Source organism: Roseofilum sp. Guam (assembly GCF_017746735.1).
Classification (GTDB): domain Bacteria; phylum Cyanobacteriota; class Cyanobacteriia; order Cyanobacteriales; family Desertifilaceae; genus Roseofilum; species Roseofilum reptotaenium.
The window spans coordinates 36,551-52,701 of the sequence record NZ_JAGHZN010000011.1 but is presented as its reverse complement, the minus strand read 5'-3'; the positions used below and the strand labels follow the sequence as shown (position 1 = coordinate 52,701).

The 16,151-nt window shown below is 47.7% G+C and carries 13 protein-coding genes; 8 read left to right on the top strand and 5 right to left on the bottom strand.

Translation table 11 applies throughout. The features are described 5' to 3' along the window. Positions 1 to 115: 115 nt before the first annotated feature. The gene (locus J7529_RS05505) at positions 116 to 1,015 is read right to left on the bottom strand and encodes a lipid kinase (RefSeq protein ID WP_318728156.1); all 900 of its coding nucleotides are present in this window, start codon (positions 1,013 to 1,015) and stop codon (positions 116 to 118) included. A gap of 217 nt (positions 1,016 to 1,232) precedes the next feature. Here J7529_RS05505 and J7529_RS05500 point away from each other — a divergent pair, with 217 nt between their 5' ends. From J7529_RS05500 to infB, 6 genes are all read left to right on the top strand, one after another. Then, the gene (locus J7529_RS05500; protein WP_318728155.1) at positions 1,233 to 2,873 is read left to right on the top strand and encodes a transglutaminase domain-containing protein; all 1,641 of its coding nucleotides are present in this window, start codon (positions 1,233 to 1,235) and stop codon (positions 2,871 to 2,873) included. 15 nt (positions 2,874 to 2,888) lie between these two features. Next, positions 2,889 to 4,373: a hypothetical protein gene (locus J7529_RS05495; RefSeq protein WP_318728154.1), complete on the top strand. Its 1,485-nt coding sequence runs from the start codon at positions 2,889 to 2,891 to the stop codon at positions 4,371 to 4,373. 357 nt (positions 4,374 to 4,730) lie between these two features. Further along, positions 4,731 to 5,183 (top strand): ribosome maturation factor RimP, encoded by a 453-nt coding sequence (rimP, locus tag J7529_RS05490; protein ID WP_318728153.1) that lies wholly within the window; start codon positions 4,731 to 4,733, stop codon positions 5,181 to 5,183. A gap of 65 nt (positions 5,184 to 5,248) precedes the next feature. After that, positions 5,249 to 6,577, top strand: a complete 1,329-nt coding sequence (nusA, locus tag J7529_RS05485; protein WP_318728152.1) for a transcription termination factor NusA — start codon at positions 5,249 to 5,251, stop codon at positions 6,575 to 6,577. 50 nt (positions 6,578 to 6,627) lie between these two features. Next, positions 6,628 to 6,915: a YlxR family protein gene (locus J7529_RS05480; protein WP_318728151.1), complete on the top strand. Its 288-nt coding sequence runs from the start codon at positions 6,628 to 6,630 to the stop codon at positions 6,913 to 6,915. Positions 6,916 to 7,116: 201 nt separating this feature from the next. Then, positions 7,117 to 10,308: a translation initiation factor IF-2 gene (gene infB, locus J7529_RS05475; RefSeq protein ID WP_318728150.1), complete on the top strand. Its 3,192-nt coding sequence runs from the start codon at positions 7,117 to 7,119 to the stop codon at positions 10,306 to 10,308. 137 nt (positions 10,309 to 10,445) lie between these two features. On the opposite strand, the gene J7529_RS05470 is transcribed toward infB, so the two are convergent. Beyond that, on the bottom strand, positions 10,446 to 11,369 hold the full coding sequence (locus tag J7529_RS05470; RefSeq protein WP_318728149.1) for a LysR family transcriptional regulator: 924 nt from the start codon (positions 11,367 to 11,369) through the stop codon (positions 10,446 to 10,448). A 127-nt stretch (positions 11,370 to 11,496) separates the two neighbouring features. Between J7529_RS05470 and metE the strand changes: the two genes are divergently transcribed. Then, the gene (gene metE, locus J7529_RS05465; protein WP_318728148.1) at positions 11,497 to 13,854 is read left to right on the top strand and encodes a 5-methyltetrahydropteroyltriglutamate--homocysteine S-methyltransferase; all 2,358 of its coding nucleotides are present in this window, start codon (positions 11,497 to 11,499) and stop codon (positions 13,852 to 13,854) included. A 65-nt stretch (positions 13,855 to 13,919) separates the two neighbouring features. Here metE and J7529_RS05460 read toward each other — a convergent pair whose 3' ends face one another. Further along, complete coding sequence (locus J7529_RS05460; protein WP_318728147.1) at positions 13,920 to 14,096, bottom strand: hypothetical protein; 177 nt, start codon at positions 14,094 to 14,096, stop codon at positions 13,920 to 13,922. Between J7529_RS05460 and J7529_RS05455 the strand changes: the two genes are divergently transcribed. Beyond that, the gene (locus J7529_RS05455; protein ID WP_318728146.1) at positions 14,083 to 15,114 is read left to right on the top strand and encodes a leucine-rich repeat domain-containing protein; all 1,032 of its coding nucleotides are present in this window, start codon (positions 14,083 to 14,085) and stop codon (positions 15,112 to 15,114) included. The genes J7529_RS05460 and J7529_RS05455 overlap by 14 nt on opposite strands. Before the next feature lie 397 nt (positions 15,115 to 15,511). Here the strand turns inward: J7529_RS05455 and J7529_RS05450 are convergent, their stop codons facing one another. Continuing rightward, entirely contained in the window at positions 15,512 to 15,886 is a 375-nt protein-coding gene (locus J7529_RS05450) for a type II toxin-antitoxin system PemK/MazF family toxin (RefSeq protein ID WP_318728145.1), read from the bottom strand. Next, positions 15,879 to 16,103: a hypothetical protein gene (locus tag J7529_RS05445; protein WP_278003137.1), complete on the bottom strand. Its 225-nt coding sequence runs from the start codon at positions 16,101 to 16,103 to the stop codon at positions 15,879 to 15,881. Before J7529_RS05445 ends, J7529_RS05450 begins: the two co-directional genes overlap by 8 nt. Positions 16,104 to 16,151: the final 48 nt, after the last annotated feature.

The window sequence follows — 16,151 nt, the reverse complement described above, 5'->3', positions numbered from 1 at the left end:
GTAAACCCGCCCTCCTCCACGATGTCTCTGCTTATAGCTTATTTACTTCGAGAGATGGGTTCAATAGGATCAGTTTCGTTACCTTTCAATTACCCATAACCCATTACCCACCAACCTAAACTTGGTGAGTCAGTTGTGGTTTCGGCCCGGGAATAAAAATCGATAAAGCTTTAGGAATGACGCGGAAGTGAGCGGGGGTAGTAGTCGTAATTTCGCCATCCGTATTGATGGGGAGAGGATGGCGGGTGTAAACCTGCATTTCTGTACCATTGAGGGATAATATCCCCGGCAAAGTATGATAGCGACCTTGGCGAAGAGCAGGAAAAATAGCTAGAATTTGCCACCAATGTTCTAATCCTAAACTGTAGAGATCGAGGCGTTGATCGTCGATCGCCGCATCATGAGCGATCGCCATTCCTCCTCCATAATAGCGACCATTACCAATCGCAATTTGAATCGTTTTCACCTTATGGGACTCTTCCCCCGCTCGAATTTCAGCATCAAATAAACGAGATTGAGTCAACACCTTCAGAGCCGACATCGCATAGGCTAAAATTCCCCAACGTCCCTTAGATTGTTTACTGAGACCATCCGTAATCTTCACGCTTAATCCCAAACTAGCCACATTAAAAAAATACTTGCCATTTACCCAGCCTAAATCAATTTGATGCAGTTTTCCCGTAGCGATCGCCCGACAAGCCGCCGGAATTGACAATGGGATCTGTAACGTTCGCGCCAGATCGTTAGCCGTTCCCATCGGTAAAATACCTAAAGGTCGTTGGATCTCCACCAGAGCATCCACTGCCCCATTTAGGGTACCATCGCCTCCGCCAATAATCACCAAATCCATCTGGGGGCCATACTTGCGAATCACCTGAGGTAATTCTTGATAATTTGAAGGAGAAACTGCGAATAACTCAAATCCATGATGTTCCAAATAGGTCATTGCCTCCTCGCGAGAATGCCTCCCCCGTCGTGAATGAGTATTGACCAAAAACAGCGCTTGCCTAGTCATAAATTTCCCTTACAACCAGAATATAGTATTTTTAATTGATTCCTGTTCAAGTCCACCTCTGCCTAAATCTCTCTCCCACGGAAGAGGGACTTCTACTCCCTTTCTCCCACCGGAGAAGCGCCGCCCTGCTTGTCCTGAGCGTAGCCGAAGGGGGGCTAGTGGATGAAGACAACCCTTGATGACTCATGTAAAACTCGATTACCGCAGCATAATCACTATGATTCACCGCACGATTCGACCCATAGGAGTTTACGATCTCCGAGGATTAACCTCTTATCAGTCTAAGTTACTTTCCCTAGACTCCATACGCGGTTATCTTCTCCACATTGATGCCAAAAATGATAATACAACGATCCTCAACCCCAATGAACTCCCTGAAATCAAATATGCTAATGGTTTAGCCATTTGGGAGAACACCCTCTGGTTTACCCGCGATCATAGTGTCTATGCGTGTTCCCTAGACGATTTTCGTCCCCGCTTATTTGCCACTTTGCCCTTCCGCGCTGAAGGAATTGCCATTTGGGGAACAACCATTTATGTTTCCTGTAAGGAAGGCTGTTATATCCAAGTGTTTAACGATAAAGGGCGGATGATTACCCAGTTGCGTCCCCCAGGCGTTGGAGTAGAAAGTCTAACAATCCGCCATGAGGAGCTTTGGGTGGCAGACAAGGAAGAACAGACCGTTTATTGTATGGATCGGGCAACTGGCGAGATTCAATTTAGCTTCTTAACGCCCTTTGATAGTCCCACGGGACTGGTGTTTTATCAAGATCCAGCCACCTCAGAAGAATTACTCTATGTTTCCTATGCCAGTGAAAAACCCTTTATCCGCGATGACCCCAATTCCGATCCGCCCCTAGAATTAGCTTGGCGCGATCGCACCTTTATTCATCCCCTCTACTATTCCTATAATCCCGACGGCTATTATAGTCTCTCCAATGGTTATCTGATCGAGATGTCCTATGTCGAAGAACTCTCTCCCCTCGATGCCATTGAATTGAAGAATTTACAATGGCGAATTGCTCTGCCTTCAGAAACAGCGCGGCAAAAAGTACGCTCTATAGAAGCGATCGGTTTAGAGTTTACCGAAGAAATTCAAGAAGGGCAAAACGTTGCTGTTTTTAACTTTGACCACCTGAAACCTTACGAAAAACGAATTTTTGGTTGGAAAGCCTTAATCGAAGTTTACAGCATCAAATATAGCCTTGTACCTTTGGATGTAGAAAAAATCCCCACCTTAGAGCCAGACTTACAACAGCGCTACCTGATTGATGATGATAATCTAGCCATGGATACGGCGATCGTCCGGGAAGCCGCTCAACAAGCAGTCAGTGGAGAAACTAACTTTTTACGGCGCATGATTTCGTTGCGCAATTATGCTTACGATCGCCTCTCCTATCGACTAACCACCAAAATAGAAACCCCCGACATTGTTCTCTCCAGAGGGGCAGGATCTTGTGGTGAATATGTCGGCGTTTTACTCGCTCTCGCACGCTTAAATGGCATTGCCTGCCGTACCATTGGTCGCTATAAATGCCCCGCTAGTCCTGAATACAAAAACGTTCCCCTAGAGCCAGATTATAACCATGTTTGGTTAGAGTTTTATATTCCCAGTATCGGCTGGGTTCCCATGGAATCCAATCCCGATGATATGGAAGATGGTAATCACTTGTCCCGTTTTTTTATGGGGTTAGCCTGGTATCATATTGAAATCGGCAAAGGAATTCCCTTTGAGCGCATCCGCTTAGATGGAAAACCTGTAGACCGAGAACAGCTCTCTGTGGGAGATTTAGCGTTAAATCATGTCCGGTTTACGATTCTGGAAGAAATAGCGCCTCCTGAGTTTAGTAACCGGTAGTAGAACCCTTCAGTTATGAATCCTCTGGAACGGTTAGCACGAAAAAAACGGGGAGCGATCGCTCTATGGTATGAACGAATCATGGTCGCGATCGCCACCGTTAATTTAGCCTTGGTTGCCTTCGACCTCAGTTATATCCAACTGCGAAACTTTTGGTTGCAAGGAACCATTCAAGTTCCCTTCGTCGGATTTATCATTAAAGTCCCCATTCTCTCCGATTCAATCGATTCTTCTCCCGTTACGGCTTGGTACGATCCCATCAAAGGTATTCAAGGCAACCGCGATACCGAGAACTACTTGCGAGTGGTTCATGAGCTAGAAAAACAGGCTCAGAAAACCGGTTATAGCTCTCCCCTCTCTAAACAACTTTTAGCTCAATTGCGAGAATTGAGTGAAGAAATGATTAATCAAAATCCGTTCCAGGGAGCTGAGAAAAGCGGAACCTTGGAAAAAATCAAAAACCGAATGCGAGATCATATGGAGGAAGACTCTGCTAAGGATGCATTTAATCAGTTTTGGACAGCAGAAAATCTATTAGTTAGCTCAGAAGATCAAGTTGAGCTATTTAATGCTACAATCGCTCCATTAATGGCTAGCAACTATTATCGCTCCATTGATGAAACTGGAGGATATACGAATTTATTTGCTGCCCTCGATTTCCCCTTTGCTCTTCTATTCTTAGTCGAATTTTTGGCTCGCAGCCTATACATCAGTCAGAAACACGATACCATTACCTTGACCGATGCCATGCTCTGGAGATGGTATGATATCTTCCTGTTTGTACCCCTCTTTCGGTGGTTGCGCATTATTCCCGTTACCATCCGTCTCCATCAAGCTAAACTAATTAATTTAGAACCCATTCGTATCCAACTGAGTCGAGGATTTGTTGCCACCATTGCAGGTGAGCTGACTGAAGTCATTATTATTCGAGTGATTAATCAGTTGGAAAATGAAATTCGGAGTGGTTCCCTAGCGCGACAACTCTTTGAAGGAGCCAACCGTGAATATATCGATCTGAATGATATTAATGAAATTGAAGCCATTACCCATCGATTAACCGAAGTGGTAATCTGCCAAGTCTTACCCACACTGCAACCGCAAATCCAAGACATTATCAACCACAATATTGAGCAAGTGGCTGAAGCGACTCCCTTCTATCAAAACATCAAAAATATTCCCCCACTCGCCCAATTGCCTAGCCAATTTAGTCAACAGGTCTCCGAGCAACTTTCCCGCTTGATTGCTGAAGGCTCCCAAAATCTGTATCAAGCCATTAGAAATGATACGGTAGGCGCAGAATTAATGAGTCAATTGGCAGAAAGTTTTGGTAAATCTCTCAGTGCCGAATTGCAACAAAAACATACCACCCAAGAACTGGAGTCTCTAGTAACAGCCTTCTTGGAAGAATTTAAGATTAACTATGTGCAACGCCTAGCTGAAGAAGACATTGAGAAAATTTTAGAGGAAACCAAACGTCTGGAAAAAAGCAAGAAACGTTAAGCCGCTCTCCAAAATTTGCACAATCTTGAGCGAATCGATTGCCTATTCCCTATTCCCTAGCGTATAGCGCTATAATAGAGTTTGACCGTGCTTGATGGGGAAAGTACACTCTTTTCTCTGCAATCTAGAGTCAAGTGATTTCTTTGAACGTTCAGCTTGGTATTGAAGAAAGTCTATCTTTTCTCCTCAACCCCTGAACCCTAATCCCAGGGAGAGAAAAGAGATCCCTCACCATTAGGTGAGGCAACCTCCAGTCTATGGCTAAGGGCGATCGCCACAACGATCCCTCCCTAAACCAATCTCAGACGCTTGAGTGGGAACTAACCCGCTTTTTTTTATGGCAGTACATGGTGTATTATGGTTCATCCTTTAATCCCACAACTCCTAGAGTTAGCCGCCCCAGTCGCTCAAAAACTGGGGTTGGAAGTCGTTGGTGCTACCTTCCAAACCAACCAAAATCCACCGGTATTACGGGTTGATATTCGGAACCCGGATCAAGATACGGGTTTAGATGAGTGTGAACAAATGAGTCACTTCCTAGAAGCCGCTCTAGAGGACAGTCAACTGATTACCCAATCCTATGTCTTGGAAATCTCCAGTCCGGGTATTTCCAAACGCCTCATCACGGACCGCGACTTTATTGCCTTTAAGGGATTTCCGGCGATCGTTATGACCGATCCCCCCTATAAGGACAAATCTAAATGGGAAGGTACACTCAATAGTCGCGATGAAACCACAGTGTATCTGAACCAAAAAGGCCGCAATATTGCTATCCCTCGTGATGTCATTCGTTGGGTAGAGTTTTGCTGACGATGAACTCGCTCCCTAGAGGGTAATCTCAAATTTACACTTAGAACAAAGGAAAATAATTAACAATGTCAATGGTTGAATTGGCTAGACTCAAAGATTTAATCGAGAGTATCAGCAAAGAACGAAACTTACCCAAAAGTGCTGTTCAAGCAGCCCTGAGAGAAGCTCTGATGAAGGGGTATGAACGCTATCGTAGAGCCGCTCACCTGAAAAGCTTTGAAGAAGATTATTTTGATAATTTTGAGGTGGAACTCGATCTCGATGAAGAAGGGTTTCGGATTCTCTGCACTAAGGTGATCGTGGAAGAAGTAAGTAATTTCGACCATCAGATTTCCCTCAAAGAAGTGCAAGAAGTAGTGGATGAAGCCCAAATCGGTGAAACAGTTGTTTTGGATGTTACTCCCGATCAGGGTGACTTTGGTCGCATGGCCGCCATTCAAACCAAGCAGGTCTTGGCGCAAAAATTACGAGATCAGCAGCGTAAACTGATTCAAGAGGAATTTCAAGACCTTGAAGGAGAAGTATTACAGGCGCGGGTACTACGCTTTGAGCGCCAATCGGTGGTTCTAGCCGTTAGCAGTGGCTATGGACAGCCAGAAGTGGAGGCTGAGTTACCCAAACGGGAACAGTTGCCTAATGATAATTACCGAGCGAATGCCACATTTAAGGTTTATCTGAAAAAGGTGGGATCGGGTTCCCATCGCGGCCCCCAGTTGATGGTCTCCCGTGCCGATGCCGGGTTGGTCGTCTATTTGTTTGAAAATGAAGTGCCGGAAATTGAGGATGAGGTGGTACGGATTGTGGCCGTCGCGCGGGAAGCCAATCCCCCCTCTCGTTATGTGGGGCCGCGAACCAAGATTGCGGTGGATACTTTAGAACGGGATGTAGACCCAGTAGGCGCTTGTATTGGGGCGCGAGGATCGCGTATCCAGGTGGTGGTTAATGAACTGCGGGGCGAAAAAATTGATGTGATCCGTTGGTCTCCCGATCCAGCAACCTATATTGCTAATGCTCTAAGTCCAGCCCAGGTGGATGCGGTCTATTTAATTGACCCTGAAGTGCGACAAGCCCATGTATTAGTAGCCGAAGATCAGTTAAGTTTAGCGATTGGTAAGGAGGGACAAAATGTACGTTTAGCGGCTCGATTAACGGGCTGGAAAATTGATATTAAAGATGGAGCGCTCTATGATGCCACGGCTGAACATCAGAAGATAGCCGCGATTATTGAGGCTCGCCATGGAGCAGAGGAGATGGATGAGCCATTAGAGGCATCCTCAGAGGAAGAAGAGACAGTAGTCGCCCCAGAAGACTCGACTTTAGACTTCCAGGAAGAGCGCTCAGAAGACTCAGAATTAGTAGAATTAGAGGAGGACGATCCAATGACACAAGAATAGAGGAGAATAAGAAACCCTAGGGGTCAATAAGATGAGATGAGGGAGAGGGAATGGAGCCGAATCAACGGCGTTGTGTGAGTTGCCGAAAAGTCGATCGAAAAGAAGCCTTTTGGCGAATTGTCCGGGTTTATCCAGATAGTAAAATCCAATTGGATCGGGGAATGGGGCGATCGGCTTATTTATGTCCACAAGCGGACTGTTTAAAAGCAGCTCAAAAAAAGAATCGATTAGGGCGATCTCTCAGAGCTTCTGTTGCGCCATCGGTTTATGAAGCTCTATGGTCTCGCTTACAGGCAGTGGATAACCCCCCGTCATCTCTCCCCAAATCTGAGCCATAAAACCCGGTTTTTGAACTCATTGGGTAGCGAGATTTCTAAAAATCCTAACAATCCCTCCAGTTGGTTAACAATTTGTGCAAGATTAAATAAAGAAGTATTGATCGACCGAGTGGCGATCGATCCCTTCTGTCCCTGTAGTTGTCGTCGAAAGGCAGGCCACTATGTAAAAACCAGTAGATATCACAGACGAGGCAAGTGTGGATGAACAACGGCAAAGTCAGAATATACGAGCTATCCAAGGAATTGAATTTGGACAATCATTACGTTTTAAATCTTTGCGATCAATTGAATATCACCTACAAAAGTCATAGCAGCACCATATCCGAATCGGAAGCCGAGCGGATTCGCGCTTGGGCTGAAAAACATCCCCCCAGCGAAACACCAGCGGGAAAACCGACTCATCATCGCTCCAAATCCCAGGGGAGTGAAAAACCGATTAAGAAAAAACAGCAAATTTTAGAAATTCGGAGACATCCTTCTGAGGGAGACAAACCTAGTGGCTCGACACCAGAGGCACCCCGCAGTTCCTCAGAAGATGCTGTATCCCTGCAATCTCCTCCATCGCGACCTTCACCTTCACCTGTATCTGAAGTGTCTAAACCGACGACTCTACCCGTTGCCCCTGAGCAGAACGCTGAGGAACAGCCCGTTGCCTCCCGTCCCCCTGAACAACCCGCAGCCGAAAAGAGTGCTGAACCCTCTCCCCATTCACCCTCTAAGGACGTGACCCCGCCCCCATCCATGCCTGATGCAGATCAAAAAACTCAATTGATGGGCCCTCCGGTTCGCCCGTCCCAACCCACTAAGCCCTCAAAAGTTGAGGCAAAAACAGTTCCAGTAACGACGGAGGGAACGGTGAGCGCTCCCTCTGCGCCAGCCAAGCCAGCTAAACCGAATCGATCGCCGAAACCGCCTCGACTCAAACGCTCTGGAAATGAGGCGAAACCAGAGACTGGAGAGGTGAAAAAACCTCAAGGAACCAAACCGATTATCCTCAAAGACAGAGAGGCTGGGAAATCGGAAAAACCCAATGGTGGTAAAAAACGCCCCTCAGGATCGGGAGAAGCTACTGCCGTTAGTTCTAAACCGAGGAAGCCGGCGAAACCTGAGGCGATCGCCAATAGAGATAAGGACAAATTATCCGATCCTCTGCGTCCGCGTCCAGTACGACCGGGAGCATCTACGAAAGGCAAGACTGAGGAGATGGATGATGAGGATCTGGTAACTACTCCTCTAGATAACGCAGAACCAGAGGAAACACTGGAATTAGAATTAAGACGGCCCATGCCTCGACCCACCAAAAAGGTGAAAAAACGGTCAGAGGAAGAGGATGAGGATGACCGCCAAAAGGCCAATGCTAAAGCCGGTAAAGGGGTAACCAAAAAACGCCGTCCTCAGATTATTGAGGATGATTTGGATGACGATCTCGATGACGATCTCGATGATGATAACGCCACCGAAGTGAGTCTCTCTCTCGTGCGTCCAGCTAAACCGAAAGGATTATCGGCTCCTGCGGCTAAACCCACAGGAGTACCCGCCGCCAAGAAGCGATCGTCTAATCGGGATCACAGAGGACGACGGATGGCCAATAAAGGGCCAGAGAAAGTTGAGAAACCGGAAAAAATTACCCTCAAGGGTGAATTAATGGTGCGCGATTTGGCGGCCTTGCTGGTGGTTCCCGAAACTGAGGTGGTTAAACGCTTATTTACTAAGGGAATTGCGGCCACGGTGACTCAAACCTTAGATCTGGAAACGGCGATCTGGGTGACTGAAGATTTGGGCGTAGAAGTGGAAACGGTGGCTGCCCAATCAGAAGCGACAAAAACCCAGATGCTGGAAGAAGAGGACTTAGAACACCTCCATCGCCGTCCTCCAGTGGTGACGATTATGGGCCATGTGGATCATGGAAAAACGACGCTTCTGGATGCCATTCGCCAAACTAAGGTCGTTGATTCAGAAGCCGGTGGGATTACCCAACATATCGGGGCTTACCATGTGGATGTGGAGCACGATGACAATAGTCAGCAAATCGTATTTTTAGATACTCCTGGACATGAGGCGTTTACTGCCATGCGGGCTAGAGGAGCAAAAGTTACCGATATTGCCATTCTCGTGGTGGCGGCGGATGACGGGGTTCGTCCTCAAACCATTGAAGCCATTAGCCACGCCAAAGCCGCTCAGGTTCCGATTGTGGTTGCCATTAACAAGATTGATAAGGAAGGAGCTTCTCCCGATCGCGTCAAACAAGAGTTGATGGAACATGGCTTAGTTCCGGAAGAGTGGGGCGGAGATACGATTATGGTTCCCGTGAGCGCCATTCAGGGAGAAAACTTAGATGGCCTGTTGGAAATGTTGATCTTGGTCTCCGAGGTGGAAGAACTGTCCGCTAATCCCGATCGCCTAGCGAAAGGAACCATTATTGAAGCCCATTTGGATAAGGCCAGAGGCCCGGTAGCCACCTTGCTGGTCCAGAATGGAACCCTGCGAGTCGGCGATGCGGTAGTGGCTGGAGCAACCATGGGTAAAGTTCGAGCGATGATCGATGACCGAGGCGATCGGGTGGAAGAAGCACTTCCATCCTTTGCCGTCGAGGTCTTGGGTCTCAATGAACTGCCCTCAGCCGGAGATGAGTTTGAATGTATGGCGGATGAAAAAGAAGCGCGGGCGATCGCCAATTCCCGTGCAGATGCCCAACGGGAAACCCGCCTTCAACAAGCCCTCGCCTCCCGTCGAGTTACCCTCAGTTCTCTGAGCGCCCAAGTCAAAGAAGGCGAACTTAAGGAACTCAACCTACTCTTGAAAGCCGATGTTCAAGGGTCTGTAGAAGCCATTCTCGGCTCCTTGCAACAATTGCCTCAAAATGAAGTGCAACTGCGGATTCTCCTAGCTGCGGCAGGTGAAGTCACCGAAACTGACGTAGATCTCGCTGCTGCCTCCAATGCTGTGATTATTTCCTTCAATACTACCTTTGCCAGTGGCGCTCGTGCAGCCGCCGATCAAACCGGTGTCGATGTGCGCGAATACGACATTATCTATAAACTCCTAGATGATATTCAAGGGGCAATGGAAGGTCTGCTCGACCCGGAACTGGTGGAAGAAGATCTTGGCCAGGTCGAAGTCCGGGCTGTATTTACTATTGGTAAAGGAGCAGTGGCTGGATGTTATGTACTCTCGGGTAAAGCCATTCGTAACTGTAACTTGCGGGTGATGCGCGGCCAAAACCTAATTTATGAAGGCTTCCTAGATTCCCTGCGTCGGGAACGGGATGATGTCAAAGAGGTCAATTCTGGTTTTGAATGCGGAATTGGGGTTGATAAGTTCACCACTTGGGAAGTCGGTGATGTGATTGAAACCTATCGCATGGTGACCAAACGGCGGACGTTATCAAGTTAATGGAGGATAGGTAGGGGCGAAAAGTTTTTCGCCCCTACCTATACCGTTACCGTTATTGTAGACAGATTAGAGTGTCTCAGTGTTAATTGAATCAACTATAGTTACCCGTCTGTTTCTCATCAACAATCTGCATCGATTCAAGGATGCTCACTGTAATTACGAGCCAGCTCCATAAATGCATTGAGATAATCAACTTCGAGATCGGTGCGACGGACACCCAAGAAGATTTGCTTTTGGATACCCCTGGAACCTAGTCGCACTGCACGCACAGGATATTTTTCAGAGAATTCCTCGACCAGCCAGCGGGGTAAAGCTGCCACTCCGCGTCCGCAGGCAACCATTTGCAGCATTATGTCCGTACTCTCGACTACTTTCTGTTTTCTGACCGTCCTGCCCGCCGGAGCGAGGAAGCAGGTATAGATATCTAGGCGATCGCGAGAAACCGGATAGGTGAAAAGCACTTCCTCACCGAGCTGCCGGGGGATGACGTGATCCTTCTCGACCAGTGGATGATCCGAAGAGACCACCAGAACCTGCTCGTAGTCAAAGACTGGCTCAAAATGCAGTGACTTTTTTTGCAGTGGATCGGGTGTCACCAGCAAGTCGATCTCACGATCGAAGAGTGCCCCAATTCCCCCGAATTGAAACTTCTGTTTGACCTCAAAATCCACCAACGGCCAAGCACGCAAGTAGGGGGCGACGATCTTCTGTAGCCACTGATAGCAGGGGTAGCACTCCATACCAATTCGTAAGGTTCCCCGCTCGCCACGGGCGAACTGTCCTAATCGTTCTTCTGTTTGGACAAACTGGGGAATCAGGCGGTTAGCCGTGGCCAGCAAGTGGGTTCCCGCCGGAGTGAGGCGAAGGCTGCGTCCTTCCCGATACCAAAGCTTCACCCCTATCCGATCTTCCAGCTTACGCATACTGTGGCTCAGAGCCGATTGTGTCAGGTGTAGCGCATTGGCGGCGGCGGTCATCGTCCCATGCAGTTCAACCGCGCGGACGATCTCAAGGTGGCTGCGTTCGAGAAATGTCATCAGCTTTCCATGAATTTCACTCATTATTCCATGAGTAAATACCATTTTTATTCATCGGTCAAGGCTGATACCATAATTTTCATGCCCATGAGCAACCAGGAAAACAGCAAAAGAAATTTGCTCGAATACCCTCACATCGGAGACAAGTTCTATGAGTAACAGCCATAAGACCCCTATCAAAACACATTCGCTGGGATACCCTCGCATTGGAGCCAAGCGTGAATTGAAAAAGGCTACAGAAGCCTACTGGAAAGGCAACCTGCCTCTTTCTGAGCTGCTCGCTACGGGCAAGACCTTGCGCGAAACCAACTGGAAGAAGCAACAGGCTGCCGGAATCGATCTGATCCCGGTCAATGACTTCTCCTTTTATGACCAAGTGCTAGACATGAGTTGCCTGCTTGGTAATGTGCCGTCGCGCTTCCAATGGCAAGGTGGGCAGACGGATATCAACACCGTTTTCACCATCGCTCGTGGTACGGAAGGCGGCGCTTCTTTGGTTGAAGACGAGAAGGACTGCCAAATCAACAAAATTTCCACTTTCGCCAGCGAGATGACCAAGTGGTTCGATACGAATTACCACTTCATCGTGCCTGAGTTTCGGGCGGACACGAAGTTTTCCCTGAGCAGCACCAAAGTCTTCGATGAGTTCGCGGAAGCTAAGGAGCTGGGGATGAATGGGAAGCCGGTACTCATTGGCCCCGTAACTTACCTCTCCCTAGGCAAGGTACTCGATTCTAGCAACCCAGATTTCGATCCGTTGACTCTCCTCGATCGCCTTCTCTCCCTCTATGAAGAGATTATCAACAAGCTGGCGATCGCCGGAGCGCAATGGATACAGCTCGATGAGCCGATTGTTTCCACCGATCTTAGCGACGCACAGCGCCATGCTTTGAAAGCAGCATACGATCGCCTCTGCAAGGCCAAAGGTTCCGCTAAGTTACTCGTAACCACCTATTTCGGTGGTGTGAGAGATAATCTTGATGACTACCTCGCGTTGCCGGTTGATGCATTGCACTTTGATTTCGTTCGGGGTTCAGAGGACATCGACAGTGTTCTAGCCTCCTTCCCACAGAACAAAATTCTCTCCGCCGGAATCGTCGAAGGCCGTAATATCTGGAAGAACAATTACGATGCTTCACTAGAAGTTTTGAAGAAGGCCAAGGCCGCTGTTGGTGCGGATCGGCTTTGGGTCGCCCCTAGCTGCTCGCTTCTGCATTCGCCCGTTACCTTGCAAAACGAACGGAAGCTTGATGACGAGCTAAAAAGCTGGCTAGCCTTTGCCGACGAGAAACTCACGGAAGTCACCGAACTCCGGCAGCTTCTCGGTGAAGTCGGAAGTCAAGAAACGCTTGAAGCCAACCGTGCCGCCGCTGCTTCCCGGAAGTCCAGCAAGCGCATCCACAATGATGCCGTGCAAAAGCGCCTTGCTGCGGTTAAACCCAGCGATTTCGATCGCGCCTCGACCTTCGTCGAACGCCAACCCAAGCAACATGCCAAGCTGAATCTGCCGGAATTCCCGACCACAACCATCGGCTCATTCCCTCAAACAAAAGAAGTGCGTTATGCACGCGCTCAGTGGAAAAAAGGGAAGCTCAGTGATGCCGACTACGACCAGTTCCTGAAGGACGAAATCGCTAAATGCGTTGCTTTCCAGGATGAGATCGGAGTCGATATGCCTGTTCACGGCGAGTTCGAGCGCAATGACATGGTGGAATACTTTGGTGAAAATCTCGAAGGCTTTGCCTTTACCAGCATGGGCTGGGTACAAAGCTTTGGTACTCGCTACGTGAAGCCACCGATTATTTTTGGTGATGTCAACCGTCCCAACCCGATGACGGTCTACTGGTCTGAGTATGCTCAGTCGCTCACCGATCGCCCAATGAAGGGGATGCTCACCGGCCCAGTTACAATCCTTCAGTGGAGCTTCGTGCGCGACGACCAGCCCCGCTCTGTCACCACGCATCAGATCGCCCTAGCCATTCGCGATGAAGTGGTAGACCTCGAAGCCGCCGGAATTGCTGCCATCCAGATCGATGAACCGGCTTTTCGCGAAGGCTTGCCGTTACGCCACAGCGAGTGGGATAACTATCTCGACTGGGCGGTTAAGGCTTTTCACCTCAGTGCCTGTGGCGTGAAGGATGATACCCAGATCCACACTCACATGTGCTACTCCGAGTTCAACGACATCATCGAATCCATCGCCGCTATGGATGCCGATGTGATCACGATTGAGACCTCGCGCTCAAATATGGAGCTGCTCGATGCCTTCGTGGACTTCAAGTATCCTAATGAGATCGGTCCAGGTGTCTATGACATCCACTCGCCACGAGTACCCCCCACCAATGAGATGAGCAACCTCATGTCAAAAGCGGAAGCTGTGATCCCGCGTAAAAACCTCTGGGTCAACCCAGATTGTGGCCTCAAGACCCGTCAATGGTCAGAAGTGAAGCCTTCGCTCATCAACATGGTCGAGACTGCAGTAAAACTTCGCGCTACAGCCTCCAACTAGCTAGTTGAACTTAACCAGGGCGATGGGTTTAAACTTATCGCCCTGGTTTATGTTGAGACTTGAGCCTAAGCTTCAAAAGCCCAAGCCTCAAACAGACTGACTTTCAAAATAAAGATCTCTAATGAGTGAAACCAATGATAGACCGAATTGGCATGATTTTCTTTTCCTGCTGCGAGTAAGCGATCGGCTAAACTAGAGCTTGATGTGAAGGCAGAGAAGGAAGCGATCGTGAAGCAAATCATCTATTCTGGGGTCTTGATTTTGGGAACGATCGCCAGTATTGACAGTGCGATCGCACAAGTTCAAAATCCTTCAGAACCCTTTAAGACGTTTGCGGATTGGTGTCTGAATCAAGACGATTTAACCCCAGAAGCTCGTCATACCGTTCAAGTGTTATTAGAGCAAGCAGAAACCGAAGAGTGCGATCGGGCTACAGAAATCCTCGCTCAGAAAAACGAGATTAGCCTTAGTTTGAATGAGATTGAAGATATAACCCCCTTAGCTACCCTCCATAATCTGACAACCCTTAATCTTGGTTTGAATGAGATAGTAGATGTAACCCCCTTAGCCAATCTCCATAATCTGGAAGAGCTTAGGCTTAGTTTGAATGAGATTGTAGATGTAAGGCCCTTAGCCAATCTCCACAATCTGAGCTTGCTTTGGCTTAGTGAAAATGAGATTGAAGATGTAAGGCCCTTAACCAGTCTCCAGAATCTGACATGGCTTGAGCTTAATGGAAATGAGATTGAAGATATAACCCCCTTAGCCAATCTCCAAAATCTGACATCGCTTGGGCTTCGTGAAAATGAGATTGCAGATGTAACCCCCTTAGCCAATCTCCAGAATCTGACATCGCTTGGGCTTCGTGACAATGAGATTGAAGATATAACCCCCTTAGCTAACCTCCAGAATCTGAGATCGCTTGGGCTTAGTGGAAATGAGATTGCAGATGTAACCCCCTTAGCCAATCTCCAGAATCTGACATGGCTTAGGCTTAATGACAATGAGATTGAAGATGTAACCCCCTTAGCCAATCTCCAAAATCTGACATCGCTTGGGCTTAGTGGAAATGAGATTGAAGATGTAACCCCCTTAGCCAATCTCCAGAATCTGACATGGCTTAGGCTTAATGACAATGAGATAGTAGATGTAAACCCCTTAGCTAATCTCCAAAATCTCGAAGAGCTTTATCTGGGTGGAAACAATCTCAAAAGTCCCACTTGTCCAATTCAACCAGACACCGTTTGCATCTTCGAGTAGAACACCAATATCGCTGTAGTAATAAACGCAAAAGATAACTTTTCGGGTGTAGGGTTTGACAAGATGAATAATCTCCGGATCTCTTTACGATCGCTCACATCTTGGAAGTTGTCGATAATTATTCTCCAATCACAGAGTTTTTATTGTTGCTGGAGTCTTGCGATCAAGCAATATTCTTTTACTTGAAAAACCTACCCATTACACCCCCTCAATGCTACGAGCAAGTCCGTAAGACTTGGTAGGCATTCCAGCCAAGATTTTGCCCTTATCGAAGATTGCCGATGAACATCAACAGATCTGCATCGCTTACCCCAAATGACTCATAGGCCCAAGGTTCATCTCCCTTGGGTTTAACGATAGTTTAACCCGTTCCGCGTGCAGCCGCTTATTAGGCAAGCTACGAAGACCTAAATGCTAAACTAAAACCAAGCTCAATACATACTGCTTTCTCAATCTCTTCCCAGTAAGTCTCCTCTAGATCACCCTGTTTATTTTTAATTCTCTGGGCATCCACAGCTCTCATTTGACTTAAGTTGATGTGTCGATCCTTATCTAATCTATTCTTGGCAGTCGGTGTAATATTAACAACAAACGGATAAGTCCTTGCCCCAGGCAACAATGGAGCAACTATTGTCGTTGACCCATTTTGGTTGCCAATATCATTTTGCAAAATCAGACAAGGTCGCTTTTTATCCGTCTCATGACCAACAACAGGCTGTAGATCGACCCACCATATCTCCCCTCGCTTGTAGGTTAAGTGTCCGTTAGGCATTTAAACCATCGCCCACTGTAACATCCCATACGGAAATTTCTTGTTGCAACTCTGGGTCATTAGCCTGATCTTTGTAAGCATCTTCTAGCTCCTTCATAAAAATCCTCCTCTTTTCTTGCCAGAGAATATCATTTATAAAACTGCTACGATTGCTTGCTAAACGATCTACAAACTCTAGAATTTCGTCATCCAAGGTTATGCTGACTTTCTTACTCATGGCTGCAAATCGTATACGACGAATTGGTATGACTACACCATCATACTG

What these genes read in the sequence shown, in the direction of transcription:
- J7529_RS05505 (WP_318728156.1), bottom strand. Translation starts at nt 1,015, where the DNA reads ATGACTAGGCAAGCGCTGTTTTTGGTCAATACTCATTCACGACGGGGG.
- J7529_RS05500 (WP_318728155.1), top strand. Translation starts at nt 1,233, where the DNA reads ATGATTCACCGCACGATTCGACCCATAGGAGTTTACGATCTCCGAGGA.
- J7529_RS05495 (WP_318728154.1), top strand. Translation starts at nt 2,889, where the DNA reads ATGAATCCTCTGGAACGGTTAGCACGAAAAAAACGGGGAGCGATCGCT.
- rimP (WP_318728153.1), top strand. Translation starts at nt 4,731, where the DNA reads ATGGTTCATCCTTTAATCCCACAACTCCTAGAGTTAGCCGCCCCAGTC.
- nusA (WP_318728152.1), top strand. Translation starts at nt 5,249, where the DNA reads ATGTCAATGGTTGAATTGGCTAGACTCAAAGATTTAATCGAGAGTATC.
- J7529_RS05480 (WP_318728151.1), top strand. Translation starts at nt 6,628, where the DNA reads ATGGAGCCGAATCAACGGCGTTGTGTGAGTTGCCGAAAAGTCGATCGA.
- infB (WP_318728150.1), top strand. Translation starts at nt 7,117, where the DNA reads ATGAACAACGGCAAAGTCAGAATATACGAGCTATCCAAGGAATTGAAT.
- J7529_RS05470 (WP_318728149.1), bottom strand. Translation starts at nt 11,369, where the DNA reads ATGAGTGAAATTCATGGAAAGCTGATGACATTTCTCGAACGCAGCCAC.
- metE (WP_318728148.1), top strand. Translation starts at nt 11,497, where the DNA reads ATGAGTAACAGCCATAAGACCCCTATCAAAACACATTCGCTGGGATAC.
- J7529_RS05460 (WP_318728147.1), bottom strand. Translation starts at nt 14,096, where the DNA reads ATGATTTGCTTCACGATCGCTTCCTTCTCTGCCTTCACATCAAGCTCT.
- J7529_RS05450 (WP_318728145.1), bottom strand. Translation starts at nt 15,886, where the DNA reads ATGCCTAACGGACACTTAACCTACAAGCGAGGGGAGATATGGTGGGTC.
- J7529_RS05445 (WP_278003137.1), bottom strand. Translation starts at nt 16,103, where the DNA reads ATGAGTAAGAAAGTCAGCATAACCTTGGATGACGAAATTCTAGAGTTT.